The 24,364-nt window shown below is 53.4% G+C and carries 25 protein-coding genes; 11 read left to right on the forward strand and 14 right to left on the reverse strand.

Features of this window, described 5'->3' with window-relative positions; translation table 11 throughout:
- Nucleotides 1-371 precede the first annotated feature (371 nt).
- Entirely contained in the window at nt 372-1,772 is a 1,401-nt protein-coding gene (locus CIK74_RS18145) for an NAD(P)/FAD-dependent oxidoreductase (protein WP_096257834.1), read from the forward strand.
- Between the two features lie 142 nt (nt 1,773-1,914).
- On the opposite strand, the gene CIK74_RS18150 is transcribed toward CIK74_RS18145, so the two are convergent.
- Nucleotides 1,915-2,586, reverse strand: a complete 672-nt coding sequence (locus tag CIK74_RS18150) for a response regulator (RefSeq protein ID WP_096257835.1) — start codon at nt 2,584-2,586, stop codon at nt 1,915-1,917.
- A gap of 10 nt (nt 2,587-2,596) precedes the next feature.
- Complete coding sequence (locus CIK74_RS18155; protein ID WP_240520587.1) at nt 2,597-4,177, reverse strand: ATP-binding protein; 1,581 nt, start codon at nt 4,175-4,177, stop codon at nt 2,597-2,599.
- Between the two features lie 250 nt (nt 4,178-4,427).
- On the opposite strand from CIK74_RS18155, the gene CIK74_RS18160 reads away from it, so the two are divergent.
- The 4 genes from CIK74_RS18160 to CIK74_RS18175 are packed head-to-tail and all read left to right on the forward strand — an operon-like array spanning nt 4,428 to nt 7,968.
- A complete protein-coding gene (locus tag CIK74_RS18160) occupies nt 4,428-5,447 on the forward strand; it encodes a tripartite tricarboxylate transporter substrate binding protein (protein WP_096257877.1) in 1,020 nt (339 codons plus the stop codon).
- Nucleotides 5,444-5,947: a tripartite tricarboxylate transporter TctB family protein gene (locus CIK74_RS18165; protein WP_096257836.1), complete on the forward strand. Its 504-nt coding sequence runs from the start codon at nt 5,444-5,446 to the stop codon at nt 5,945-5,947. Before CIK74_RS18160 ends, CIK74_RS18165 begins: the two co-directional genes overlap by 4 nt.
- Nucleotides 5,948-7,570: a tripartite tricarboxylate transporter permease gene (locus CIK74_RS18170; RefSeq protein WP_229677051.1), complete on the forward strand. Its 1,623-nt coding sequence runs from the start codon at nt 5,948-5,950 to the stop codon at nt 7,568-7,570.
- The gene (locus CIK74_RS18175; protein ID WP_096257837.1) at nt 7,567-7,968 is read left to right on the forward strand and encodes a universal stress protein; all 402 of its coding nucleotides are present in this window, start codon (nt 7,567-7,569) and stop codon (nt 7,966-7,968) included. Before CIK74_RS18170 ends, CIK74_RS18175 begins: the two co-directional genes overlap by 4 nt.
- Before the next feature lie 82 nt (nt 7,969-8,050).
- On the opposite strand, the gene CIK74_RS18180 is transcribed toward CIK74_RS18175, so the two are convergent.
- The 3 genes from CIK74_RS18180 to CIK74_RS18190 form a co-directional block, all read right to left on the reverse strand.
- Nucleotides 8,051-8,491 carry a DUF4282 domain-containing protein gene (locus CIK74_RS18180; protein WP_096257838.1) on the reverse strand — a complete coding sequence of 147 codons (441 nt, stop codon included), beginning with the start codon at nt 8,489-8,491 and terminating at the stop codon, nt 8,051-8,053.
- Between the two features lie 213 nt (nt 8,492-8,704).
- The gene (locus CIK74_RS18185) at nt 8,705-10,090 is read right to left on the reverse strand and encodes a plasmid pRiA4b ORF-3 family protein (protein ID WP_096257839.1); all 1,386 of its coding nucleotides are present in this window, start codon (nt 10,088-10,090) and stop codon (nt 8,705-8,707) included.
- A 187-nt stretch (nt 10,091-10,277) separates the two neighbouring features.
- Complete coding sequence (locus CIK74_RS18190; protein ID WP_096257840.1) at nt 10,278-10,967, reverse strand: GntR family transcriptional regulator; 690 nt, start codon at nt 10,965-10,967, stop codon at nt 10,278-10,280.
- 234 nt (nt 10,968-11,201) lie between these two features.
- On the opposite strand from CIK74_RS18190, the gene CIK74_RS18195 reads away from it, so the two are divergent.
- The 4 genes from CIK74_RS18195 to CIK74_RS18210 all read left to right on the forward strand — a co-directional run bounded on the left by CIK74_RS18195 (nt 11,202) and on the right by CIK74_RS18210 (nt 15,033).
- Nucleotides 11,202-12,110, forward strand: coding sequence for an ABC transporter substrate-binding protein (locus CIK74_RS18195; RefSeq protein WP_096257841.1), 909 nt, complete (start codon nt 11,202-11,204; stop codon nt 12,108-12,110).
- Between the two features lie 102 nt (nt 12,111-12,212).
- Nucleotides 12,213-13,079, forward strand: coding sequence for an amino acid ABC transporter permease (locus CIK74_RS18200; protein ID WP_240520588.1), 867 nt, complete (start codon nt 12,213-12,215; stop codon nt 13,077-13,079).
- Nucleotides 13,076-13,840 (forward strand): amino acid ABC transporter ATP-binding protein, encoded by a 765-nt coding sequence (locus tag CIK74_RS18205; protein ID WP_096257843.1) that lies wholly within the window; start codon nt 13,076-13,078, stop codon nt 13,838-13,840. The genes CIK74_RS18200 and CIK74_RS18205 overlap by 4 nt, the downstream gene beginning before the upstream one ends.
- Before the next feature lie 29 nt (nt 13,841-13,869).
- Nucleotides 13,870-15,033, forward strand: a complete 1,164-nt coding sequence (locus tag CIK74_RS18210) for an alpha-hydroxy acid oxidase (protein WP_096257844.1) — start codon at nt 13,870-13,872, stop codon at nt 15,031-15,033.
- A gap of 384 nt (nt 15,034-15,417) precedes the next feature.
- Here CIK74_RS18210 and CIK74_RS18215 read toward each other — a convergent pair whose 3' ends face one another.
- The 7 genes from CIK74_RS18215 to truB form a co-directional block, all read right to left on the reverse strand.
- Nucleotides 15,418-16,515 (reverse strand): alanine--glyoxylate aminotransferase family protein, encoded by a 1,098-nt coding sequence (locus tag CIK74_RS18215; RefSeq protein WP_096257845.1) that lies wholly within the window; start codon nt 16,513-16,515, stop codon nt 15,418-15,420.
- A 254-nt stretch (nt 16,516-16,769) separates the two neighbouring features.
- Nucleotides 16,770-17,039, reverse strand: a complete 270-nt coding sequence (gene rpsO / locus CIK74_RS18220) for a 30S ribosomal protein S15 (protein ID WP_096257846.1) — start codon at nt 17,037-17,039, stop codon at nt 16,770-16,772.
- Between the two features lie 107 nt (nt 17,040-17,146).
- Nucleotides 17,147-17,935 carry a class I SAM-dependent methyltransferase gene (locus CIK74_RS18225; RefSeq protein WP_096257847.1) on the reverse strand — a complete coding sequence of 263 codons (789 nt, stop codon included), beginning with the start codon at nt 17,933-17,935 and terminating at the stop codon, nt 17,147-17,149.
- A gap of 3 nt (nt 17,936-17,938) precedes the next feature.
- Nucleotides 17,939-18,892 (reverse strand): bifunctional riboflavin kinase/FAD synthetase, encoded by a 954-nt coding sequence (locus CIK74_RS18230; RefSeq protein WP_096257848.1) that lies wholly within the window; start codon nt 18,890-18,892, stop codon nt 17,939-17,941.
- A gap of 62 nt (nt 18,893-18,954) precedes the next feature.
- The gene (locus CIK74_RS18235) at nt 18,955-19,425 is read right to left on the reverse strand and encodes a hypothetical protein (protein ID WP_170947951.1); all 471 of its coding nucleotides are present in this window, start codon (nt 19,423-19,425) and stop codon (nt 18,955-18,957) included.
- Complete coding sequence (locus tag CIK74_RS18240) at nt 19,422-19,799, reverse strand: hypothetical protein (protein WP_096257849.1); 378 nt, start codon at nt 19,797-19,799, stop codon at nt 19,422-19,424. The genes CIK74_RS18235 and CIK74_RS18240 overlap by 4 nt, the downstream gene beginning before the upstream one ends.
- 36 nt (nt 19,800-19,835) lie before the next feature.
- Nucleotides 19,836-20,813 (reverse strand): tRNA pseudouridine(55) synthase TruB, encoded by a 978-nt coding sequence (gene truB / locus CIK74_RS18245; RefSeq protein WP_096257879.1) that lies wholly within the window; start codon nt 20,811-20,813, stop codon nt 19,836-19,838.
- Between the two features lie 269 nt (nt 20,814-21,082).
- Between truB and CIK74_RS18250 the strand changes: the two genes are divergently transcribed.
- Entirely contained in the window at nt 21,083-21,412 is a 330-nt protein-coding gene (locus CIK74_RS18250; protein WP_141393001.1) for a hypothetical protein, read from the forward strand.
- A 100-nt stretch (nt 21,413-21,512) separates the two neighbouring features.
- On the opposite strand, the gene pip is transcribed toward CIK74_RS18250, so the two are convergent.
- On the reverse strand, nt 21,513-22,472 hold the full coding sequence (pip, locus tag CIK74_RS18255) for a prolyl aminopeptidase (RefSeq protein WP_096257851.1): 960 nt from the start codon (nt 22,470-22,472) through the stop codon (nt 21,513-21,515).
- A gap of 126 nt (nt 22,473-22,598) precedes the next feature.
- Nucleotides 22,599-23,213, reverse strand: a complete 615-nt coding sequence (locus CIK74_RS18260) for a class I SAM-dependent methyltransferase (protein ID WP_096257852.1) — start codon at nt 23,211-23,213, stop codon at nt 22,599-22,601.
- Between the two features lie 368 nt (nt 23,214-23,581).
- Here CIK74_RS18260 and CIK74_RS18265 point away from each other — a divergent pair, with 368 nt between their 5' ends.
- Nucleotides 23,582-24,361, forward strand: coding sequence for an electron transfer flavoprotein subunit beta/FixA family protein (locus CIK74_RS18265; RefSeq protein WP_096257853.1), 780 nt, complete (start codon nt 23,582-23,584; stop codon nt 24,359-24,361).
- Nucleotides 24,362-24,364: the final 3 nt, after the last annotated feature.

Below are 24,364 nucleotides of genomic sequence, written 5' to 3' on the forward strand. Positions count from 1 at the left end.
ACTCTTATTCCTGAAGAGCCTGTAAAGGTTGGCAGCTCAATAGTCTCCGATTCCTCGGTACTCACTCCTAGGTGTTGGCGTTATTTGCTGTGCCTCAAGGTGAAATACCGAGCACGAATTTCTCTGAAACGACATCAAACCTCCCCCTCAATAGATGCTTTAGAATTCCAAAAAATGAATAACTGATAAACTCAAGGGTGGAGTCCCTTGAACAGGACAAGTTTTCCCTCGGCATGTGAACGTTTTCTATGCGTGACTGGTCGACTGGTTTAGAGCATTTTTGTTGAATTGCGCGACGCTGACGAACTCGATTGTTGGTTCGATTCTCGGCGCGCAACTGATATAAGGCTTAGATAGCCGGAGAGGTACGTTTGACTCAACGCGTCGCCATCATTGGAGCAGGACCCAGCGGCATTGCCCAGCTGCGGGCATTCGATTCTGCCAAGAAATCCGGGCGAGAGATCCCTGAGATCGTCTGCTTTGAAAAGCAAGACGACTGGGGAGGCCAGTGGAATTACAACTGGCGTAGCGGCATCGACAAGTACGGCGAACCAGTACATTCGAGCATGTACCGCAACCTTTGGTCTAACGGCCCCAAAGAAGCCCTAGAATTCGCCGAGTACACATTTGATGAGCATTTTGGCCGCCCAATTTCTTCCTACCCACCACGTGCAGTGCTGTGGGATTACATCAATGGTCGCGCCGAGAAGTCCGATGTTAAAAAGCACGTTCGCTTCGCTACTGTGGTGCGTTGGGTTGATTTTGACGAGAGCACCAACCTATTTACTGTCACCACCGAAGATCTCAAGACCGGGCAAACGGAAACTTCCGAATTCGATCACGTCATTGTGGGCTCCGGACACTTCAGTTTCCCTAACGTCCCAGATTTTAAGGGCATTGAAACGTTCCCTGGCGAGCTTATGCATGCCCACGATTTCCGCGGAGCTGAACGCTTAGCAGATAAAGATGTTCTGCTGATCGGAGCAAGTTATTCGGCTGAAGACATTGGTGTCCAATCATTCAAAATGGGCGCACGCTCAGTCACGTATAGCTACCGCTCAGGTCCTATGGGGTTCGACTGGCCAGAAGGCATTGAGGAACTCCCCCTCATTGACCGCTTCGAAGGTTCAACCGCGTACTTCAGCAACGGCATGTCCCGCTCATTTGATACGGTCATCCTGTGCACCGGATACTTGCACCACTATCCATTCTTGCCCTCTGACCTGGCATTGGATTCACCAAACAACGTTTACCCGGATACTTTGTACCGCGGTGTTGTTTCTGAAAACAACGACAGCCTGTACTACCTTGGTGCTCAAGATCAGTGGTTCACCTTTAATATGTTTGATGCCCAGGCTTGGTACGTTCGCGATCTAATTTTGGGTGAGCTAACCATCCCTTCGCCGAGCGAACAACGCGAAAGCATCGATGCATGGCTTGAACGTTTTAACGCTATCGAAACAGCAGAAGACGAAGTGAAATTCCAGGCCGACTACATACGGGATCTCATTGAACTGACGGACTACCCGATGTTTGATTTGGATGAGGTCACCCGAACCTTTATGGCTTGGAAAACGGATAAGAAGAAAAATATCCTGACCTACCGCGACAAGGTTTATCGTTCAGTGATGACCGGTACGATGGCAGACAAGCACCACACTCCATGGCTCAGCGAACTGGATGACAGCATGGAACGCTACGTTTCCGCTGCCCCGCGAGAAAAACTCGAAGATCTCGCCTCCAACGAGCACTCCAAGTCGAGCAAGGCATAGCTAAATCTTGACCTTGCAGCTTTAGCCTTGACCGCATAGTGGCCTTGCACCGAGTACCTAGTGCAAGGCCACAGCCATGTCTAGAACTTTATTCGCCTCAGATACACCGAGCCTGCTTTAGTCCTGATGACGTGTTTAATGGCTAGTTACTCCACGAGTACCGGCGTTCAGGCCGGCCTACTCCTCCATAACGCAGATTGACCTGTGCAAGATTTTCATCGGCCAGGTACTCCAGATACCGGCGAGCGCTCACCCGTGAGGTGCCGAGTTTTTCTGCAGTTTCTGTGGCGGAAATGGGTTGTACCGCCTCTTTGACGATGTTTTCTACCAGTGTCATAGTCTCGGCGCTGCATCCCTTGGGCAGTGGACGGCGATTTTGTCCGCTGAGTCCAAAGAGCCGATTGACGTCTGCTTGTTGCAGTTCTTGATCGGCTTGATGCAATGGCTGATATGTTTTCAGATAATGTTCGAGTCGTTCATGTAGGTCTTCGCGGGAGAACGGCTTCATCAGGTAGTGCACGATTCCGCCACGCAGCGCCCGTCGCACGGTGTCCATTTCGCGTGCCGCGCTGATGACTAGAACGTCGAGGTCTGGCTGAATGTCGCGCAAGCGTTGCAACAGGTCTAGGCCGTTCATGTCTGGCAGGTGGATATCGAGCAAGACGAGGTCCGGTGACAACGCAGTGGCTGCTATTAGTGCGTCTTTGGCCGAGTGAGCTACTCCCACCACGGAGAATCCTGGCTCGTTGTTGACGAACCCGGAGTGAACCTTGGCGACCATGAAGTCATCATCAATCACCAGTACTTTGATCACGAGTTGTTTCCTACTTCCTGAGTGTGGCGGTGAATTGCGCGCCACCAGCGTTGATGGCTTGCACGTCCCCTGCGCGCCGCCGGCAGACTAGCCTGGTTAGCGCCAGTCCAAAACCTCTTCCGCCGGATACTGTGGTGTCTTTGGTTGAGAATCCTTGAGTAAAGATCTCATTGATTGCCGCGTCATCTATCCCGGATCCATTATCGCTTACCTGAACGATTACGTGGGTTTCGGATTCTTCGATGCGTAGCTCGATGTGCGGTTGAGTCACTGCTGATACCGCATCCATCGCGTTATCTACGAGGTTGCCGATGACCGTGGTGAGGTCTCGTGCTAGTTGCTCATCATTACGTCCAAGATGTGAATTCTCGGCGACGCTTAGCTTGATCCCCCGTTCCGTCGCCACACTGGCCTTGGCGATCAATAGCGCAGCAATGGTCGGCTCGTTGATCCTGGCCGCAACATCTTCAAATAGTTTGCTTCGGCTGAAGCTCACCCCATCAATGAAACCCACTACTTCATCATATTCACCTAGCTGGATCAGCCCCGAGATGGCATGTAGCTGGTTGGCAAATTCGTGGGTCTGTGCCCGCAACATGTCCGAGGTTGCCTTACTGTCGCCTAATTCTTGTTCTAGGAGAGTTAGCTCGGTTCGGTCACGAAAGGTGGTGACCGATCCGAGGTCGCGTCCGGCGACAGCCACCGGCATTCGATTGAAGACAAGGACTTTCTCGGCCACGAGGAATTGACGATCGGGGTGATTCTGCTTGGTGGTTAGTGCACGGGTCACCTGCGGTGCGACCTTTAGCTGTTCCAGTGTTTGGCCTACACAGTCATTGGGTAGCTGCAGTAGTTCAATAGCAATGTCGTTGGCCAGCATCACTCGTTGGTCGGGGGAAACGGAGACGATTCCTTCTTTGACCCCGTGTAGCAGGGCTTCGCGGTGCTCAAAGAGTTCTGAGATTTCCCGAGGTTCCATGCCACGAGTTTGACGTTTAACTCGTCTGGAGAGAAGTACGGAGCCGACCGTTCCCAAAAGCACGGACACCAAGAGCGTAAATAGGGCGCTGGGTGCGATCTCGCGGATCACCGCTTGCGTTGAAGGATATTTTTGTCCGGCACTGACAATGCCCACCATTATCCCCTCATCGTCTAGAACCGGAACTTGTGCGATCAGCACATGATTTCCGTTGCGCCAGATATCTCCGGTCCACCCTCGACCTTCTATTACCTGAGATTGCGGATGAAGAATTGAGGTTCCTACATCGTCAGGGAAACTAGAGGTGATCACTTCGCCTTGCGGGTCAGCAACGGTGACGAATTGCAGTCCAGAGGTGCTTCGTACCGATTCCGCCATGGCTGGCAGCGCTGAGCCCATTTCTGGTTCGGCGCCCGGAAGCATGATGCGCATCAGTGGGTTAGCGGCCAGTGATTCTGCTGCTGCTGCAAGACTGCGTCTACCTTCTTCTTGCTCAAAATTATTTGTTGCTTGAGTTGTGGAAACCACTACGACACCGGTAAGTACCACGGCAATGATCAGCAGCTGTAGGACGAGGTACTGCGCTGCCAGCGAGATTCGATTGGGAAACATTTTGCCGAACCATGCCTTGATCGCCCGCACTGCCCCACCTCTTGCCTACCGTTTTGTTATCACCGAACATTTCATTGTCACGGGTGCACCCATGCAACTGGCAACTTTACCGACAATTTACATGAAGCAGATCACGTTTTTTGGTTACACAATGAACAGTATTTTCTTTGCGTACGCAAGAGTGACCTGCTTCACTCTTGCACTTAGGGTTGAACTATTCGCACCCGATGAAAGCAAAGAGGCTGAATCAATGAAAACCTTCAAATCCATGCGTGTCATGGCAGCAGTTGCCGCTGCAGCAGCGCTGGCCCTAACCGGCTGTGGCGTCACAAGCTCCGGTTCCGACTCCGATTCCAGCACTTCCCCCAGCGCCGAGAGCGGCCCGCTGAAGGATCTGCGCATCATGGTTCCTAATACTCCCGGCGGCGGTTACGACACCACCGCTCGTGTGGCGGCCAAGGTCATGGACGATGCTGACATCGCAGCAAACCTGGAAGTCTTCAACCTTGCCGGTGCTGGCGGCACCGTAGGTCTTGCACGACTGGTCAATGAAAAGGGCAATGGAGATCTGGCCATGTTGATGGGGCTTGGCGTAGTGGGCGCTAGCTACACCAATGAATCAGATGCCAAACTCACCGAGACCACCCCGATTGCCAAGCTCATCGAAGAGCCAGGCGCCATCATGGTCTCCAAGGATTCCCCATACAAGACCATTGATGACCTAGTAGCTGCCTGGAAGAAAGATCCAGGAAAGCTCTCGGTCGGTGGCGGCTCCTCACCAGGCGGTCCGGATCACCTGTTGCCAATGCAGCTAGCAGAAGCAGTGGGCATCGATCCTAAGCAGGTGAACTTCGTTTCCTACGACGGCGGTGGCGATCTTCTTCCAGCCATCTTGGGCAACAAGCTCGCATTCGCAGCCTCCGGCGCTGGCGAATACATGCAGCAGATCGAAGAGGGCTCGGTTCGCGTGCTGGCTACCAGTGGCGGCAAGCGTCTCGAAGGTGTGGATTCTCCAACTCTGAAGGAATCCAACATTGATCTAATCTTCTCCAACTGGCGCGGACTAGTAGCCCCACCGGAGATCTCAGATGCTGATAAGGCGAAGTGGACCGATGCCATCACCAAGATGCACGAGTCCGCGGAGTGGAAGGAAGCATTGAAGACCAACGGTTGGACCGATGCGTTCATGACCGGTGACGATTTCTCAGCATTCCTTACCGGGCAGGATGAGCGCGTAGCAAACGTACTCAAGACCCTGGGTCTGGCGTGAGCGAAGTAACCACAGTGAAGAAGAAGCGCGTCGAACTCCTGTTCGCCGCGTTTCTTTTTCTGGTGGGAATCATTGTGTTCGTTGATGCGTCGCAACTTCATGTGACGTACTCCCAAGCCGATGTGGTGGGCCCTAAGGCTCTGCCCTACGCGGTCTCTGGGATTCTGGTTCTGTCATCTATTGCCCTGGCCATCACCGTTCTCCGCGGAAACCTGGCGGAGGGCGAAGAAGGCGAAGACGTTGATCTGAGCCAGCCCTCAGACTGGAAGGTTCTTCTCCCACTGCTGGCAGCATTTGTGATCAATATTTTATTGATCAACACCGCCGGCTGGGTTATCTCGGGAACGATCTTGTTCTTTGGCTCAGCAGTGGCATTGGGAAGTCGCCGATATGTACTGACGGCCCTGATCTCCATAGCTATGGCTTTTGGTACGTTCTACGGCTTCTATCTAGGTTTGGGAATCAAACTTCCAGCCGGAATTCTCTCGGGGGTGCTGTAAATGGAAACTCTTAGTCTCCTCATGGATGGCTTCGCCTCAGCACTAACACCTATCAACTTGTTGTTCGCGCTCGTTGGCGTGATCCTCGGTACCGCGGTGGGTGTCTTGCCAGGTATTGGCCCGGCTATGGCAGTTGCGCTGTTGCTTCCTGTCACCTACGGCATGGAAACTTCCAGTGCCCTGATCATGTTTGCCGGTATTTACTACGGTGGCATGTACGGTGGCTCGACCACCTCGATCCTGCTCAACACTCCGGGTGAGTCTTCAACGGTGATCACCGCCATAGAGGGCCACAAGATGGCCAAGAACGGTCGCGCAGCCCAAGCGCTAGCTACCGCCGCCATTGGGTCATTCGTTGCAGGCACCATCGGCACCGCGCTGTTGGTCGGTTTCGCACCGATCGTGGTGAAGTTTGCAGTTAGCCTTGGCGCACCAAGTTACTTCGCCATCATGGTCCTCGCATTGATTACCGTGACCGCAGTGCTCGGTTCCTCAAAAATCCGTGGTTTCGCTGCCCTGGGTCTTGGTCTGGCCATTGGTTTGGTTGGCATGGATCCGGTTTCCGGACAGAGCCGTCTGACCTTCGGCTTTGCACCTTTGGTTGATGGTTTAGATATCGTAGTGGTCGCCGTAGCTATTTTTGCCATCGGCGAGGCACTCTGGATTGCCGCTCACCTACGCAGCAATCCATCACGCACCATTCCAGTGGGCCGTCCTTGGATGGGTAAGGAAGACTGGAAGCGTTCGTGGAAGCCTTGGCTGCGCGGCACCGCGTATGGATTCCCGTTCGGCGCACTTCCTGCAGGTGGCGCAGAAGTACCCACCTTCTTGTCCTATGTGACGGAAAAGAAGCTTTCAAAGCACCCTGAAGAATTCGGTCATGGTGCAATCGAAGGGGTTGCAGGTCCTGAAGCTGCCAACAATGCCTCAGCTGCCGGTACGCTCACTCCGATGCTTGCGCTTGGTCTACCAACCAACGCCACTGCTGCAGTAATGCTGGCTTTCCTGACTATGAAGGGCATTCAGCCAGGTCCACTGCTCTTTGAAAATGAGCCGGCCTTGGTTTGGACCTTGATTGCCAGCTTATTTATTGGCAACACCTTGCTGTTGCTGATCAACTTGCCGTTGGCGCCAGTCTGGGCCAAGCTGTTAAAGATCCCGCGTCCGTTCTTGTACGCAGGTATCTTGTTCTTCGCCACCTTGGGCGCGTTCTCTGTCAATATGCAGACCGCAGACCTATGGCTGTTGCTGTTGATCGGTATTCTCGGCTTTGCACTTCGCCGTTTCGGTCTGCCGATTCTTCCACTGATCCTCGGTGTGATTATTGGTCCAATGGCCGAGCAGCAACTGCGTAAATCATTCCAGCTTAGTGCCGGTGAGGTTTCAGGCCTGTGGAGCGAACCAGTAGCAGTAACGGTGTACATCATTATTGCCATTCTGTTGCTCGTCCCATTGATCCTCGCGTTCCTTCGCAAATCACGTGGTGGCTCTTCAGAGCTCACCGCGGGCCTCGCATCAGGTGGAATGATCAGTGAAGACGAACTGGACAAAGTCGAATCTCAGCAGCCATCGAGCGGACGCCATTCGACCGAAGATGATCTGGATGGAAAGGACAAGCCATGACAGTTGTTGTTGGATATCTGCCCACTCCACAAGGAGAAGCAGCGTTAGAGCAGGCAATCGTCGAAGCGCAACGTGCGAAGGTAAAGCTTGTGGTGGTGAACTCCTCCAAAGGTGATGCACTAGTTGATGATCGACTGATCGATGCCCGAGAATTTCACCTCCTCGAAGAACGGCTTACCTCGGCGGGGTTAGATTTCTGGATCGAACGCTCCGCACAAGGTCACGATGCTGCAGACGAGGTATTACGAGTTGCCCAAGCACAACGAGCCCAACTCATCGTGATTGGTTTGCGAAAACGAACCACGGTAGGAAAATTCATCATGGGTAGCACCGCGCAACGCATCCTGATGCAGGCAGGTTGTTCGGTCCTCTCAGTGAAGGCCGACGGCACCTGGTAGAGATAATGAAAACTGAAGCCGGGTGTGCAAGAGATTCTCTTGCACCCGGCTTCAGCATTTTATTGCTAAATACCGCTTACCACTATTGCTTGTAAGGGTTCTCAGGTGGGGTTTGGCCACCTTCTGGATTCTGACGATTCACCGGACGTGTCGGATCCGCCTGAGCCGCGGGGCGAACCTGTGGGTTCGTTGGTCCTGCTGGGTGTGGAGGGACTTCGCCGAATTGCTGTTCACTCGGAGGAGTGCCACCCGCCAAACGCACAAGCTCAGAGGTGTTCTCTGCAGTTCGGATCTGCGCGATAAGCGATTCCAAGCTTGCACGTGCCAACGCGAGGTAAATCAGCGTAAATAGTGGGCCAAGAATGAGTAGCACCAAGATGCCAAACATGACGCTCTCGGTGAAGGCCAAGACCGTGAAACTGATGTAGCCCACTGCCAACATGATCATGATCAGGATGTAGACAATCTTGATGATGGACGGCGTGACAAATTTGCGGAAACCAAAATCGAATAGTGCTTTCAATGTTCAATCCTCTTTCTCTTGGGGATGCGACTGATCTGTTCGAGGCTATCGTTAACCAAGGAGAATATCCTGAAACATGACAAACTATTTTCAGTTGAACCGAAAGAACGGAAATTTAACTACAAGGTTCAATCAACTACTGGAATGATCCTCTACATATCTCAGTACCCAAGTAAACTTGCCGCAACATGAAAGCATTGCATACAAGAGGAATTAGGCTTCCAGAATGAATCGCGAAATTTCCTGACGCTTGTCGTAAATCGCCTGACGATTATCGGCGTTCGAGTACTTGAAGTCCATGATTCGTCCGATCACATGCCACAGTTCCGTTGTAGGGATATAGCTGTCTGTGGAAATAGGGGCTCGAAGGTTTGGGTCCCAGTAGCCAAAGTTTTTAAGAACCTCAGATACATGAACGAACTCTTTCGCCTCCGTTGTAGCTTTCGTATATCTGTCCAAGTTATAGCCACCGGCGCAGAGTACCCACTCCGAAAATGTCGCATCAACTTCTACGTCCTTCGTTACCACAGAGCGCAGTTCATTGAGGATATAGCGAACCATCGCCAGTGGATCTTGGAGCAGCGAAGAGCCAAGCTTTGTAGCGATGAGTTTACCCTTGTACTTTCGGATCAATCGAAGCTTAATAACTACGTCGCGCATGATTGAAATGGTGGGCAGATCAACTTCCCGTTTCACCTTGCCTCGTTCGTAATCGATCCCGTTCAATTCGCAATGAGTCATCAACTCGGCAATCATTGCTGGGGGCATCCAACCGGCTTTGGTCAGGGTGATACCTTGATCCGTGCACATTTCAACCAGGGCAGTAAAAGGCTGGAGAAGCTCAACAAACCATTCCGGAATTTGTTCGCCGGTAGGCTCGAGTCCAATGTGGCAATGCGCGAATACTAAGGACAAATACTGCCGAATTCCCTCGTGAAATCGGGCGGTCCATTGCCCGGCCGCGTTAGCGCCGGTGAAACCGTTAGCAAGAAGTTCCAGGCGCGCGTTAGCAAAATCGATGTCGAAGGTATCTGGATCAAACGCTTTCCAAGGTCCCCCTCTCCACTCCATCCAATCCACGGTGTCTTCGTCTTCGTCGCTACGTTCTGTGGAGCGATATATCTCTAGCTTGTTAGACCAGCCGCCAAGTCCCCCGCTGTCTTCCAAAGGAGCGCGCAACTGACCTTCCAGAACTTTATATTTAGAGTCTTCAGGCTTCGTCTCGCGTCGAGACTCAACAGTGATTCGATGGATCCAGCCATCACCAAAATCGTATTCAAAATAGAGTTCGTCATTTGCGACCCGCAGAGCCTGACCTAGTGTGGTGTCTTCTAAAGACTCTCCGTCGCCGCTCTCAGCGCGCATCTGTTCGTCATACCATTTGATGGCCGACTTCGAACCGAGTTCAGTGTAAGGACTGAGGTTCGTAAAAGCCTGCAGATGAGCATGCTCCCACCCCATAGCAATTTGCACCGCTAACCCGACTTCGTCAAGTGCAACGCTGTCTTCGATCTCAAGTCTGCGCCAAATTACTGGTTCTGAGCCGACCAACTCAATTCGAAGGGTCAATATTTTGTGAAGGGTAAGAACATTACTCATGAAACGAGTCTAGAGGCCGTGGCGGCCTAATACATAGGTGCGAGTCATGGCCTCGAGAAACCGCTGACGTGCTAGGCAAAGCTCTGTAGCTGGCAGCCCTCGAACAATTGAGAATTAGGGACGGCACCGGTAAGTGTCCAGACAGCGCCACCTACCCGAACGCTTAGCGACCAATCAAATTCGTTGCTTACTGCGAATAGTTTTGTGCCGCACGTTGTGCAATGCCCGAAATGTGCTCTTCCATCGCAATACGCGCTGCCGAAGAATCGTTCAGCTTAATCGCTTCAATAATTCGGTCGTGTTCAGTGATAGTTGACTCGCCGCTCATAGATTTCTGAACCACTAGCCGGAATCTTTGGATGTGTCCTTCTATCGCGGAATAGGCTCGGAGAAGAAACTCATTATCTGCTGCTTCGGCGATTTTCCTGTGGAATTGTTCGTCCATCTTCAGATAAGCACGATAGTCCACGAAGCTCTCGCCACCGCGAGCAAGATTCAACGCTGTGTTACATGCCTCAAGTTCACTGACTAACGCGGCACTCTGATTCTCGCAGGCCAGTGCGGCAAGCCCCGGCTCAAGCATTGTGCGAGCTTCATTTATTTTTTCCACGTCAGTTGCTGAGGGTTCCGGCGCCACCCGATATCCACGCAAGGCCTCACGCCGCACCATTCCGGTGCTTTCCAAACGGGCTAATGCTTCCCGCACCGGCGTGGACGATACTTGGAACTTTTTAGCCAGCCCGTCGATATTCAGTTGCGACCCAGTAGAGATTTTATCGTCAAGCAGAAGCGCCAGTATGGCATCAAATACCTGGTCCGCGAGCATATGGCGGGCGGCGATCAGTGGCGTCGTCTCTTCCGACGGCAATGCATTCATGACGAAATCCTATCTAACCTACGTTTTCTCGTTACGCTCTGTTGCCAATGCTCCACAGCGATTTATAAGACACCTCGCTATTGATTCAGAATCGTGCACGATGTACGGTACAGGATATCGGACAATTAGGTGATTAAGGTCACTTACGGTTTTCCTGGATGGATTCTCATGATCATCTCCATCCTCCGCACTTCCTCGCACGCGTCCCCGTTTCATAACAGATAAGGCACGAACATGCGCTCGCAATTCAAGATCACATCTTTGGCACTAACTGGCCTGCTTGCTCTCGCCCTGACAAGCTGCTCAAATCCAGAAGTGCCGTCGGGACAGTCAGCCGAATCACCGGCCGCCGATGAGGCAATTCAAGTCGAGGTAAACCAAGCCGCACACGATGCACTTCCGACCAAGTTCAAGGACAATGGCAAGCTTGTCGTGACGATGAGCGAAAGTTCCCCACCGCTGCATTTCATCGCAGATGATGGAAGCACCGTTGTTGGTGTTGATGCCGATTTAGCTCAATCCCTTGGTGAAGCCATGGGCGTTGATCTAACCATTGAAAGTGGCACGTTCGATGCAATCATCCCCGGGGTTTCGGCAGGAAAATTCGATCTCGTCGTTTCACAAATGTCTCCATCAAAAGATCGCATGAAGGTACTGGACTTCGTGGATTACTACCAGTCCGGTAGCGGTATCGGAGTAAGCCCGGGAAACCCCAAAGATCTGAACGTTGACGAATTGTGCGGTGTCAAGGTCGGCGTGCTCAAGGGGTCTTTCCAAGATCTCAAACGCGTGCCTGAAGCGTCCGAAAAGTGCGTTGCAGATTCCAAGCCAGCTATTGACGTGATGACTTACCCGGACATGCAGGCACCAATACTCGCCTTAACCTCCGGACGCATTGAAGCCGTCTATGTTGACGGCCCCACCCTTGGTTATGCCATCCAGCAGGGAGGCGAAGTTGAGCTCTTGGGCGAGAAGAACGTTTCACCGGTCAGCATAGCTTTCGCCAAGGGCTCCGGCCTTGAAGAATCCGTGCAGCTAGGCCTTAAATCGTTGGAGGAAAGCGGACGTTACCAGCAGATTCTCGATGGATGGGGCGTAGGCAACGGCGCAATCAGTGACTTCGCGTTCAATAAGGCCCAGTAGGTTTTCATGACCAGTATTTCGAGAAAATCCGATTCCACTGGGCCAGCAGCCGATAGCACACACCACGAACTACTGATGACCAGGCCGCGAGAAAGCCACAAAATGATGTGGCTTACCGCAGCGGTGGTGCTTGTCGCGGTAGCGCTGGTGGCCTACTCCCTCATTACCAACCCACGGTATGAATGGGATGTCGTCTTCAGCTGGTTCCTCTCCGAGCGGCTCTTTTCAGGACTAATCAACACACTGATCCTGACTGCCATCTCCATGGTTGTTGGTATTGTGACCGGCGTGCTCCTGGCGTTGGCGCGATTGGCACCGAATTATGTCGTAGCCTCAGTCGCAGCATTCATGATTTGGTTCTTCCGCGGCGTTCCAGTCTTCGTCCAGCTGTTGTTTTGGGGATTCATAGCAGCGATCTATCCTCGGATCGAGATGGGAATTCCCTTCGGTCCGGAGTTCTTCTCCATTGACGCCAACACTCTAATCACTCCGTTCCTCGCAGCAATTCTCGGACTTGGCCTCAACGAAGGCGCCTACATGTCCGAAATCGTTCGCGCTGGGCTGCTCAGCGTACACAAGGGACAGACGGAAGCAGCCAAGGCACTGGGTATGAAGCGCGGACTCATCCTATGGCGCGTTGTATTGCCCCAAGCAATGAAGATCATCATCCCGCCCACGGGAAACCAGACGATTTCCATGCTCAAAACAACTTCATTAGTCAGCGTCTTGGCTTTCCCAGAACTGTTGTATTCAGCGCAGATGGTCTATAGCTCGAATTACAAAACTATCCCATTGCTCATCGCCGCCAGTCTTTGGTACCTAGCAGTGACCAGCATCCTCAGCCTAGGTCAGTTCTATATTGAGCGGCATTTCAATCGAGGCTCGGGCAATAGGGCACCGCAGAAACTGTCTACCCTGTTCAACCCGCTGAAACGATCGCAGCCACCTGTTCAGAAAGCTCAGTTATGAATGACGTTATCGCCGAGGCCTTCGAAGTCCAGAAGCATTTTGGGCAGCTAGAGGTACTCAAAGGAATCAGTCTCACCGTAAAACGTGGCGAGGTCACGTGCATCCTGGGACCTTCCGGCTCGGGAAAATCCACGTTCTTGCGTTGCATCAACCAGTTGGAAACCCTAGATGGTGGCTACATCATGGTTGAAGGCCAGCCCATCGGGGTAAAGATCAAGAACGGTAATTTGCACAAGCAAAACGAAAAAGAAATTGCCAAGTCACGCGAAAACATTGGCATGGTATTCCAGAGTTTTAATCTCTTCCCCCATATGACCGTTCTCGAAAATATCTGTGAAGCGCCGCTCCGAGTCAAAAGAGAGAGCCGCAAGGTGGTTCTGGATAGGGCCAACGAACTTCTGGCACGTGTCGGGTTATCCGAGAAGGCCGACGTTTATCCGGTCGCGCTTTCAGGCGGACAGCAACAGCGTGTAGCCATAGCACGTGCTCTGGCGATGGAACCGAAGCTCATGCTGTTTGACGAGCCAACGTCCGCATTGGACCCAGAACTCGTTGGCGAAGTCCTCGACGTCATGCGTGATCTCGCTAAAGCCGGCATGACCATGATCGTGGTGACCCACGAGATCGGGTTCGCCCGCGAAGTTGGTGACAACCTCGTTTTCATGGACGGCGGTTACGTACTCGAGCAGGGTGCCCCTCGCGAAGTCTTGAGCAATCCTCAGCATGAACGCACGCAGCAATTCCTCGCCAAAGTCCTCTAACTACAGCCCCCTATCGGAGTATTCACACCATGCGCAATAAATGGATCGTCAGCATCGATGACTACCGCAAAGCGTCACGTTGGCACCTCCCAAAAATGATCACCGATTATCTGGACGGCGGCGCCTTGGACGAGATCACCATGCGCGCCAATCGAGACAGCCTGGATGCACTCAAGCTCAGGCAACGCTCGATGGTTGACTTGAGTAATTTAGCCACTGACACCACAGTCCTAGGCCAATCTGTCGCATTGCCCTTGATCGTGGCACCCATGGGTATGTTGACCATCTTCCACCCAGGTTCAGACCCCGCGGTGGCTCGTGCCGCGGTTGCTGCGGGGTCCATCTTCATTCACAGCGCCTGGGCCGGATGCTCCCTGGAAGAAGTTGCTCCATTTGCTGGAGACAAGCTCTGGGCACAAGTTGCTTTCTGGAAAGACCCTGCCGAAACAGAAAGCTACATCCAACGGGCTAGAAAGGTCGGAGTCAAAACACTCGTTGTGGCCGGCGACGTCGGTTCCGCGAGCAAACGTGAACGAGATTTGCACCATGGGCTGTCTATGCCACCTAAGCCACCGGTCATTGATTACTTCACGACAGCGATGCGCCCTCAGTGGATTTATCGGTGGCTGACCGGGCGAAAAATGACCTATGGAAACTACGCCATCGGCGGCAAAGCGCTACGCATGAATCAGATGAATCAATGGATGGCTAACAACAAGAATTCGAGTGCTAGCTGGGACGACTTCGCAAAGCTACGTCAGCAGTGGGATGGCAAGCTGGTCATCAAGGGCATCATGGATGCCGAAGATGCCGCAAGAGCAGTAGCCGAAGGCGCCGATGGTGTGTTTATCTCAAATCATGGTGGCCGTCAGTTCGATGCCCAGCCGGCCACCATTGACGTCTTACCTTCAATCGTCGAGGCTGTTGACGGAAAAGCCGAGGTATATCTTGATGGTGGGATCCGCCGCGGACACGATATCGTCAAGGCCGTCGGATTGGGTGCCACCGCGGTGATGGCTGGGCGCCCCTTTGCCTACGCGCTGGCTACTGGTGGTGAGCCTGCTGTCGCGAAGGCATTCAAGATCCTGCACGACGAGTTCAAGGGGGCGATGGGCTTCGTTGGAAAAACCAACGTAGCTTCAATTGACGAGTCGGTCTTCGCCTTGCCCAGTCGAGTCAACGACTACGTTTAGCCGTCGTTGTAATAACACCTCAGCAGTGGCTCAATGACGAAGTCATGGATTGGCTGTGCGAGTGGGGTCTCGGAGTCGAGCCGTATGCCAGCATTGTGCTCGATGATAATGCGCTGTGCAATCTTTTGAAGCGCAAAGCTATCTCACCTGCGTTGCATTGGCTGCAATAGTAGATATCGAACCGTTGCCAGCTCAGCGGCTGCATGCCTACTAGTTGGAGGTGAAGGATCAACAAAGTTGAGCAGATTCGGATCGCTGTTGATATCGATTCTAGAAGTTGCCACAAGGCGTCCCGTAGGCATACCGAGCCCCGTACTCAGTTACTCGGGCAAACGAACGGTTTCTGTTGTTGCAGCAACCTCTAGAAACTACTTCCTTGCCTGCCTAGGCCTTGTTAATAGCTTCCTTCAGCGAAGCAAGGATCAGCGCCACCGAGGAAGGGTTAGCGTTTGGTCCCATCAGACCGATACGCCATACGGTGTTCGCATACTGTCCAACGCCACCACCGATTTCGATGTTGAAACGCTCCAGCAAGTAAGCGCGGACCTTCGCCGAGTCCACACCTTCGGGAACCTTCACTGTAGTCAGCTGTGGCAGGCGGTAACCCTCGGCTGCAAACAGCTCCAAGCCCATCGCTTCGATACCGTCCTGCAATGATTTGCCCGCTTCTTGGTGCCGCTTGGTAACCGCATCCAATCCTTCGGCGAGAATTCGATCGATACCGGCTTCAAGCGAAGCCACCATGGCCACTGGTGCAGTGTGGTGATAGGTTCGTCCACCACCGGTAGTACCGGTGGTGTAACCGCCGAGTAGTCCAAGATCTAAGTACCAGGATTGTGGTTTCTGCACACGACGTTCGAAGGCACGGTCCGAAATGGTGAATGGTGCAAGCCCCGGGGCCACACCAATGCATTTCTGTGTTCCGGCATAACCAATGTCGATGCCCCACTCGTCGGCCAACACTGGCATACCACCAATGGAAGTCACAGCGTCAGTGATCAGCAGCGCGTCACCCTTGATGGCTCCCAGCGCCGCAATGTCTGAAACTACGCCCGTGCTGGTTTCGGCGTGCACGCCGGCAATAACGGTTGGGTTCGGGTGCGCCGCGGCAACGCGCTCGGCGTCGATTGGAGTTCCGTATTCGTGATCCACCCGAACGATTTCTGCACCGACTCGCGAGGCAACCTCGCACATGCGCTCGCCGAACAGTCCGTTGATCGCAATAACCGCGACGTCGCCTGGGTTGATGGTGTTAACGAAGGCGGCTTCCATGCCTGCCGAACCGGTAGCACTGAGCGGCAGGGTGCGGGAGTTCTTGGTTCCCCACAAGGTGCGTAGTCCATCGCCCACACGATCCATGCGTGCGATGAATTCAGGGTCCAAGTGTCCCAGCAATGGCAAACCCAGTGCGGCAGTTGCTTCTGGGTAAGGGTTACATGGACCAGGGCCGAACAAATGACGTTGCAGAACAGTCGCGCTCATGACTACTCGCTCTCCTTGTAGGTACTGAAATCTCCTTCAGCCTAACCTCAATTCAGATAAAAACGAAAGTAGAATTTCACACAGCAGAATTATTTGTCATTCGAGGAAGGCAGATAATATTTGCGCCCGCTTCCAGAATCTGCGTAATGCGCAGTTCCTATGCCCATAGCGTTGCACCAGTTTTGTCCATTAGACCCAAAAAATCCCCGTCTCCCAATGAAGGGAAACGGGGATTTTCACACCGAAGCGTGAGACTACTTGCGTAGGCCCAAACGCTCGATCAGCGCACGGTAGCGCTCGATGTCGGTGTTCTTGAGGTAGCCGAGCATACGACGACGACGACCAACCAGAGCCATCAGGCCACGGCGGGTGTGGTGGTCATGCTTGTGCTCTTTCAGGTGCTCGGTCAGGTCCTTGATACGACGGGACATGACTGCAACCTGAACCTCAGGCGAACCGGTGTCACCCTCGTGGGTGGCGTAAGCCTTGATGATTTCATTCTTTACTGCGGCATCTAATGCCATAACAAACTCCTGGAGTTGGACCGCGTTAATAAGTCAGTGTGTACGCCGGAGCGTTCACGGTGGTTCTTCGCAACCGCGGACTGCAGCGTGAACCATCGCCAATCATATCACCGACGTACCCGTCGGCGCGCCCTCCAAGCATGGGTGAGATAGGGCACTTCAACAATTTGTTCGGCCGCGTAGCCCAAGTGTTCACACCAATACCAGCGAAGATTGTTTTCCACCTTGGTCCGGGTTTCTTCTTTAGAACGCCGATAGTAGCTTCGCGAACGAGTCAGCTCCAAGATTCCGTGAAGGTCTAATTTCATGAACCAATGCCAAACCCCGGATTCTGGGGTGCTGAAGTCTTTGCCTAGCGGCGGAGCCAGCTCCGGGCGGTGCACATCGCCGGCATGCATGATGCGTGCTAGCCGGTGAACCCAAGGGACCTGAACGTCTAATTGATTCCAGAGCAACACCAACGAGCCCTCATCATGAAGCAAACGTGCGGCCTCGGCGCTAGCAAGCGGCGGATCCACCCAGTGCCAAGCTTGAGCGTAGGTAAGTAGATCTGCACTATCTTCGGGTAACCCGGTCGACTCCCCCGAAGCGCATACGGTGTGCACTTGGGGAGTGCGTTCTTTGAGTACGCTCAACATATCGGCTGATGGGTCCACTGCCCAAACCACAAGCCCTGCTTCGATTAGTTGGGCGGTGAAAATCCCCGAGCCGCAGCCTATATCGATGGCCAGTTTGGCCGTACGTCCGGCCAAAGAGAACTCGAGTGCTTCGCGCGGGTAAGCGGGACGAATGCTGTCGTAGTCTTTGGCTCCTGCTTCATACGCGGAAGCTAGATCAGTGCGACGCTCGGCCTTCATGGTGAATGCACGCTTAGGTAGTGCAGGAATTTCTGGCATAACCTAGTGTGACTCGGTGGCCAATACGCTTCGCGCCTGCACCACGTCATCATTCATCTGCTCAATCAGTGCTTCGATACCGCGGTAGGCAACCATCGGGCGCAGGTGCGCGGTGAACTCCACGACGATCTGCTGACCGTAAAGGTCAAAGTCTTCAAAACCTTCTTCGGGGCGGTCAATGACGTGGGATTCAACCACGCGAGATACACCCTCGAATGTTGGGTTGGAGCCGACGGAGATTGCAGCTGGCCAGCGCACGCCGGCCTCGTCAATAACCCATCCGGCGTAGACCCCATCGGCAGGGATAATCCCGGCTGCGTCCGGAGCAAGGTTAGCGGTAGGGAAACCGAGCTCGCGTCCCCGTGCAGCGCCGTGCACGACTTCGCCACGCATCCGATGCGGACGACCAAGAATTGCCGCGGCGGCTTCTACGTTGCCGGCAGCGAGTTCTTCACGAACCCAGGTGGAAGACAAGCGTCGTTTGTCACCCACATCTTGTACACCGATCACTTCAAAACCGTATCTGGTTCCAAGCTCACACATGTAGTCAAAATCGCCGGAGTTGTCTTTGCCGAAACGTACGTCGTGGCCAACCACCACGGCTACGGCATTGAGCTTCTCCACGATGATTGAACGCACGAATTCTTCGGCGCTCTGGTCCGCAAATTCAAGTGTGTAGTGAATCATCAGTGTGGCGTCTAAGCCAACACTGGCCAGTGTGTCGACGCGGTCTTCGATCCCCATGATGAGTTCAGGTGCAGAACCCGGGCGGTGCACCTGCGCCGGGTGTGGATCGAAGGAGATGGCAACCGATTTAGCCGAACGTTTTTTAGCCTGCGTGACTGCCGAGTCTAGGACTTCGCAGTGCCCCAGATGGACGCCGTCGAAGTTGCCGATGGTGACAACAGTGGGAGCCATGTCCGCGGGGACTGAGTCGAGGCCCTTCCAATAGTGCACTTTGCTCCTTTTGACTCTGCAACGAAAGTTAAATTGTTTACCGAGGTAATTCTTGCACGTCTTTAGGCGTGACGCTCATTACGATTACGGAAGAGCCACCACAGGCCGACTATCGGTAGCAACAACGGAATGTAACCGTAGCCCTTGCCAAAGTAGCTCCATACGGAGTCGTGACCAAAATGAGCTGGCATGGTGAAAGACAGCAAGCCGACTACGAGTACACCAAGAAGTTCAAAGCTGACGGCAAATACCGAAACCTTCCATGCCCCCGGCTTCTTCGAAGCCAGGGTGAACGTGGCCAAGATATAAACCAGCCCAGATAACAATGACAGTGTGTACGCTAGCGGTGCTTCAGAGAAGTCACGAAAGAACATTTGATACAGCGCTCGGACGGTCGCCGATAGCGCCAGCACCCCGTAAACCGCAATAATAATGCGACCTAACCCGGAGGTACGCCCGGGGCGGGGAGCCTTATTTACGCCGCGAGCCTGTGCGGCTTGAACGATACGTGAATTGCGTGGTTTTTCGCTCATGCGATGACTCCTACATGCCAGATTTGTTCCATACGGAACAGCATCACAAAGGTGATGGCTCCCGAAACAGCTAAGACGGTATTGGCCCAACGGCTCTTGTCGCTAACCGCCCAGAAGAAAGCAATGGGTGGCATGATCAATGCGGTCAGTAGATAACCCCAGAATTCCCAAGGCTCACCGAGGACCATTTCTCCCCCGGCCTGACGTATGCCGGCGGCTACCGCATAGACAATCAGGAATAACTCGGTACCAGCGGTGGCTACTAACGCCCAATCATCCGGGTATCGCCGAATGACGGTAGCGATAAGGCCAAGCAGTACGGCGAGCGCACAAATAATTGTGCCGGCAATGAAAAAGCCGTTAAGGACGAACAAGGCTGAGCCTTTCTGAAAGTCTCAAATAAAAGTGAGTTACTGCTTTCCGGTGAAGACTATTTGCCCTCGGGCTTTTTCGCCCTTATCGGCGATGAGGGCAACCAATGCACCATCTGGCGCGAAAGCCGCGACGAGGTCATCTGCCGGTTCATCCATAACGTTCTTAGATGCGGTGATGGTTCGCCCGAAGGACAGCTCTGATGCTTCTTCTTCGGTCAGCTGGCGGTTAGCAAAAAGTGCTCCGGCTGCTTTTTCCAAGGGAAGTACCTCGAACTCTTCGGCGAGCTCTTCAAGTCGCTTAGATTTTTCGATGGAGTATGGACCCACTTCGGTGCGGCGCAATGCAGTGAGGTGCCCACCGACGTGGAGCGCTTCGCCGAGGTCTCGGGCCAGAGCACGAATGTAGGTTCCTGAGGTGCAAGAAACTGTTACGTCAACATCTAGCACCTTGCCACCAACTTCGCGGCGGATCTTGTGGATGTCAAAGCGTGAAATGGTCACCGGGCGTGCCTTCAGCTCTACCTGCTCACCAGCGCGAACGCGGGCGTAGGAACGCTTACCGTCTACCTTGATGGCGGAAACCTGGCTCGGGATTTGTTCGATATCTCCGCGAAGCTTCGAGATCTCGCGTTCAATATCTTCATCTGTTACCGCAGCGGCGATGCGCTCAGAGATGATGTCGCCTTCGGCGTCGTCGGTGACGGTGTTCTGTCCCAGACGGATGGTGGCGGTGTAAGTCTTGTCGTGTCCCACGATATAGGTGAGTAAGCGTGTGGCTTTGTTAACCCCGATCACCAGCACACCGGTGGCCATCGGATCAAGGGTGCCAGCATGGCCCACCTTGCGGGTTCCCGCGAGACGGCGGATGCGACCCACCACATCATGGGAGGTCATTCCCTGATCTTTGTCGACTAATACGAGGCCTGAGGCCTGCTCTTCAGTATTCTGCCCGGCTTTACTCACGCCTACCAGTATAGGCGTTATATAGACGGTGCCTGCGGTGATGCGTGTCATGCAGTTGTCGCGTTGATTTTGAAAGCATCCCATTACCCGATCCCCCAGAAAGCATCCAGTAATTTCGAAGTAAGCTCTGTTCACTGACTATTTAGGCTCCGCCTTGACCAGAGTTTCTCAAGTAGATAGGTTCGGATAACCCGATTTCCCCGACAACTTCCTAGGACAATTTGCAAGACAACAAACCAAAACCACACGAATTGCTCATCTTCGTTCTTTTCTTGTTGGGATGTGTGTTGTTTGCGGGTCTGCCCGTAGCACTTGGTTTCTTGACTCCACTGGCACTGCCCGTGCTAGGTGAACTCAAAGCTGGGCTGTGGGGTTGGGTTCCGATACTAACTATTGGATTCACACTGGTTGTAATGCTCTCCGGTGAGATTACCGACCGAATTGTTCTTCACTCTTTTAAGGGCGCGGGCAAATGGGGAATCGAGACTCTGCAGTCCCTACTGACTTTTGCAGTGCTGGTATTGCTTTTCAATTTGGTGATGGACACCTACACTTTGGCCCTGACGAGTGCAGTCGTGGCGGTCGTGCTGTATCTACTTTTTGCACCATTGATCAGCAAGATGTACAAGAAAGTGCCACACGGTTCTTGAGAATCTCATCTACTCTTTCTTGACAGTCCGTGCAAGACCTATTTTTGTAGATAGGCACCCACCATTCAGCAAACTGTCGATTCGCCGAGAGGGCAGCAACCTAGCTTTCGGTGCTAAGCCTGGCGTTCGCTGCAGTCCAGTGCTCAACCATGCTTGCGCCTCCATGCCCGTCACCTTCATCAATAATGAGTGTGCTGTTCGGCCATAACCGGTGCAGTTTCCACGCAGTTGCAGCTGGGCTAGAAATATCTCGGCGTCCGTGAATCAAAGTTGCCGGTATGTGCTGAATCCGATTCATGCGTTTAAGGATCTCGGACTCGTCTGTAGCAACTATTGACCAGTAGTGCGTGGTTAGCCGGACAAAGGCAAGTCGAAATGCCTCGTTGTCCCACCGAGCGTCGCGAACGAATCCATCAGTCCCTATGGAGACGTGAGTATCTTCCCACAAGGCCCATTCCTTAGAAGCTTCATTACGGATTTTCATATCTTCAGAGTTCATCAGTTGCCTGTATGCCTCGATTAAGCGCCTCGACCCACGCTTATATCCGGTGACATTATTTTCCGCATATGAGGCAAGTCGTTCCCACGCTTCAGGAAAAATCTTCCCCACGCCCTCGGTAATCCATCGAATTTCGTCCTGGCTGGTTGTAGTCACCGCAAATAAGACGATGCCACGCACCCGCTCGGGGTGAGCCTGGGCGTAGGCAAGAGCTAGCGTGGAACCCCACGAGACACCATTGAGGATCCACGTATCAATCCTCATCGATTCGCGCAGCCGTTCGATGTCGTCAATGAGCCGCTCTAGCGTATTTGAGCTCAGGGAAGTATCAGCTACCGAAGCGTGCGGCTTTGAACGGCCGCAACCACGTTGTTCAAAGCCAATAACTCTTGTTCTGTCCAAGTCGAAACGATGACGATAGCCACTTTTGCCCAGCGTTCCACCAGGACCTCCATGAATAAACAAGGCGGGCAAGCCGTCGGGGTTTCCCCATTGTTCCCAATAGATACTCTGCTCGTCACTCACATCGAGTATCCCGTGCACTGGCTCAAAATCGGTCATTGGTGCGCTTTACCTTTCAGTTACTAGTACTTGCTACGATCACGAGCGCACATGGTGCTGAGAAACCAATAATTGCCAATGTAAGACGTCACAGGTTCCGAACGAACCTCGTCGGCACAACCGCTTTCACCTATTGATATTGGAACATCGAGTCGCCAACAACGCGCCATGAGTACGCGTAGGGCTAATGGCGCGTTGCACTGTATCGCTCACCGCGAAGCCTGCGTCCTCGACCCGGGAAACAAATAGTTCCATAGGCCAGCTATAGGCAGTAGTAACAGCATGATCAAACGAGACTAGCTCGGGGCCAGTAAAAAACCCGAGGGCCAAACCACCGCCTGGCCGAATACACCGCGCAAATTCAGCCAGTGGCGTCTTGAGCTGTTCGGGATCGGTATGAATCAGCGAATACCAAGCCAACACCCCGCCTAAGCTTTGCGCTGGCACCTCCAGCGCTTCGGCTCGACCTGGCCGAAACTTCACGTCCGGGTAAGTTTGCTTGGCGATTGACAGGAATTCCGGCACCGGTTCAATGCCTTCGATATCATTTCCGAATCCCGTAAGAAACTGTGTCCATTGCCCCGGGCCACTTCCCACATCAAGTATTTTTCCCTTGACCTTGCTGGCCCATCCCTCAATCAGACTTAGATCTTCATCCGCGATATGCTCTAGCCCGCCAACCGCGTCAGCGTATTCCAAAGCTCTGGCACCGTAGGCCGATCTGACAGCTTCAAAAGTCATGGCCTCACTCTAATCGCTCAGAGAAATGTGGCGGAGTCTGGACTTTCTCGATGCTTCGCCTGATTTTCAGGCCCCGGGGGTGAAGTTCGTCCACAGATCACAGGATGTGTTGATCTGACTAGATTAAGAAAAGGTACGTCTAAACCTGACAAATGTCGTGTAACCTGCGTGTTTGCTACTGAAATTCATCTTCTATGTGAGCCCCACCCCACGAGAGCCAAATAGACATGTAGAGTTTTTCCTAGTCGGTGACGTTGCTTAATTGCACCCACCATTCGAGAAAATTTCATTTGAAGCGTTGCGCCAGAACAACGGATAATCTCCGAATTGTTTGGCAATCACCAGAACCCCCTCAGAAGGAGACCAGCGTGAAAATCGCCGTCCTGACCAAACAGGTACCCGATACGTGGTCGAGCCGTCGCTTGGACCTGCAAACCGGAATGCTCGATCGCGAAGCAGCGGATCTCGTTGCCGACGAGATCTGTGAGCGTGCCTGCGAGGTGGCTTTGCAAGCCGAAAAAGCACTTGGCGAGGTCGAGGTGATTGCGGTAGCCATGGGCGGGGACAAAGCAGCCCTTGCACTACGTCGGTTACTGTCCATGGGGGCACATTCAGCGGTGCACATCTCTGACCCGGCGCTCGCCGGCTCAGACATGATCTCTACCGCCCGAGTTTTAGCCGCTGCCCTTGAAAAACTCGACGTTGATCTTGTCCTGGCTGGAAATGAATCCACCGACGGCAAGGGTGGCATGGTTCCGGCGATGATCGCCGAACTAATGGACCGCCCGTTCCTGCCCTACGCAGATGAGCTTGAGATCAGCGCAACCGAGGTGACAGGTTCAAGCCAGCTTTCCGAGGCAACCATGAAGCTCAGCGTGGCTTATCCTGCGGTAGTTTCCGTTACCGAGAAATCGGCCGAACCTCGCTTCCCGAACTTTAAGGGCATCCGCGCAGCGAAAACCAAGCCGTTGGAAACCTGGACTCTGGCAGATCTAGGCATCGAAGCGGGACCAGAGTCCGCCTACTACCGTTCGGTGATGGTGTCCGCAGAAGATCGTCCAGAGCGCGTGGCTGGTCCAAAGATTACCGATGACGGAACGGCAGCAAAGCAGCTGGCCGATTTCTTGGCTGAGAAGCACTTTATCTAAGTC

The organism is Glutamicibacter sp. BW77, from assembly GCF_002332285.1.
GTDB lineage: Bacteria > Actinomycetota > Actinomycetes > Actinomycetales > Micrococcaceae > Glutamicibacter > Glutamicibacter bergerei.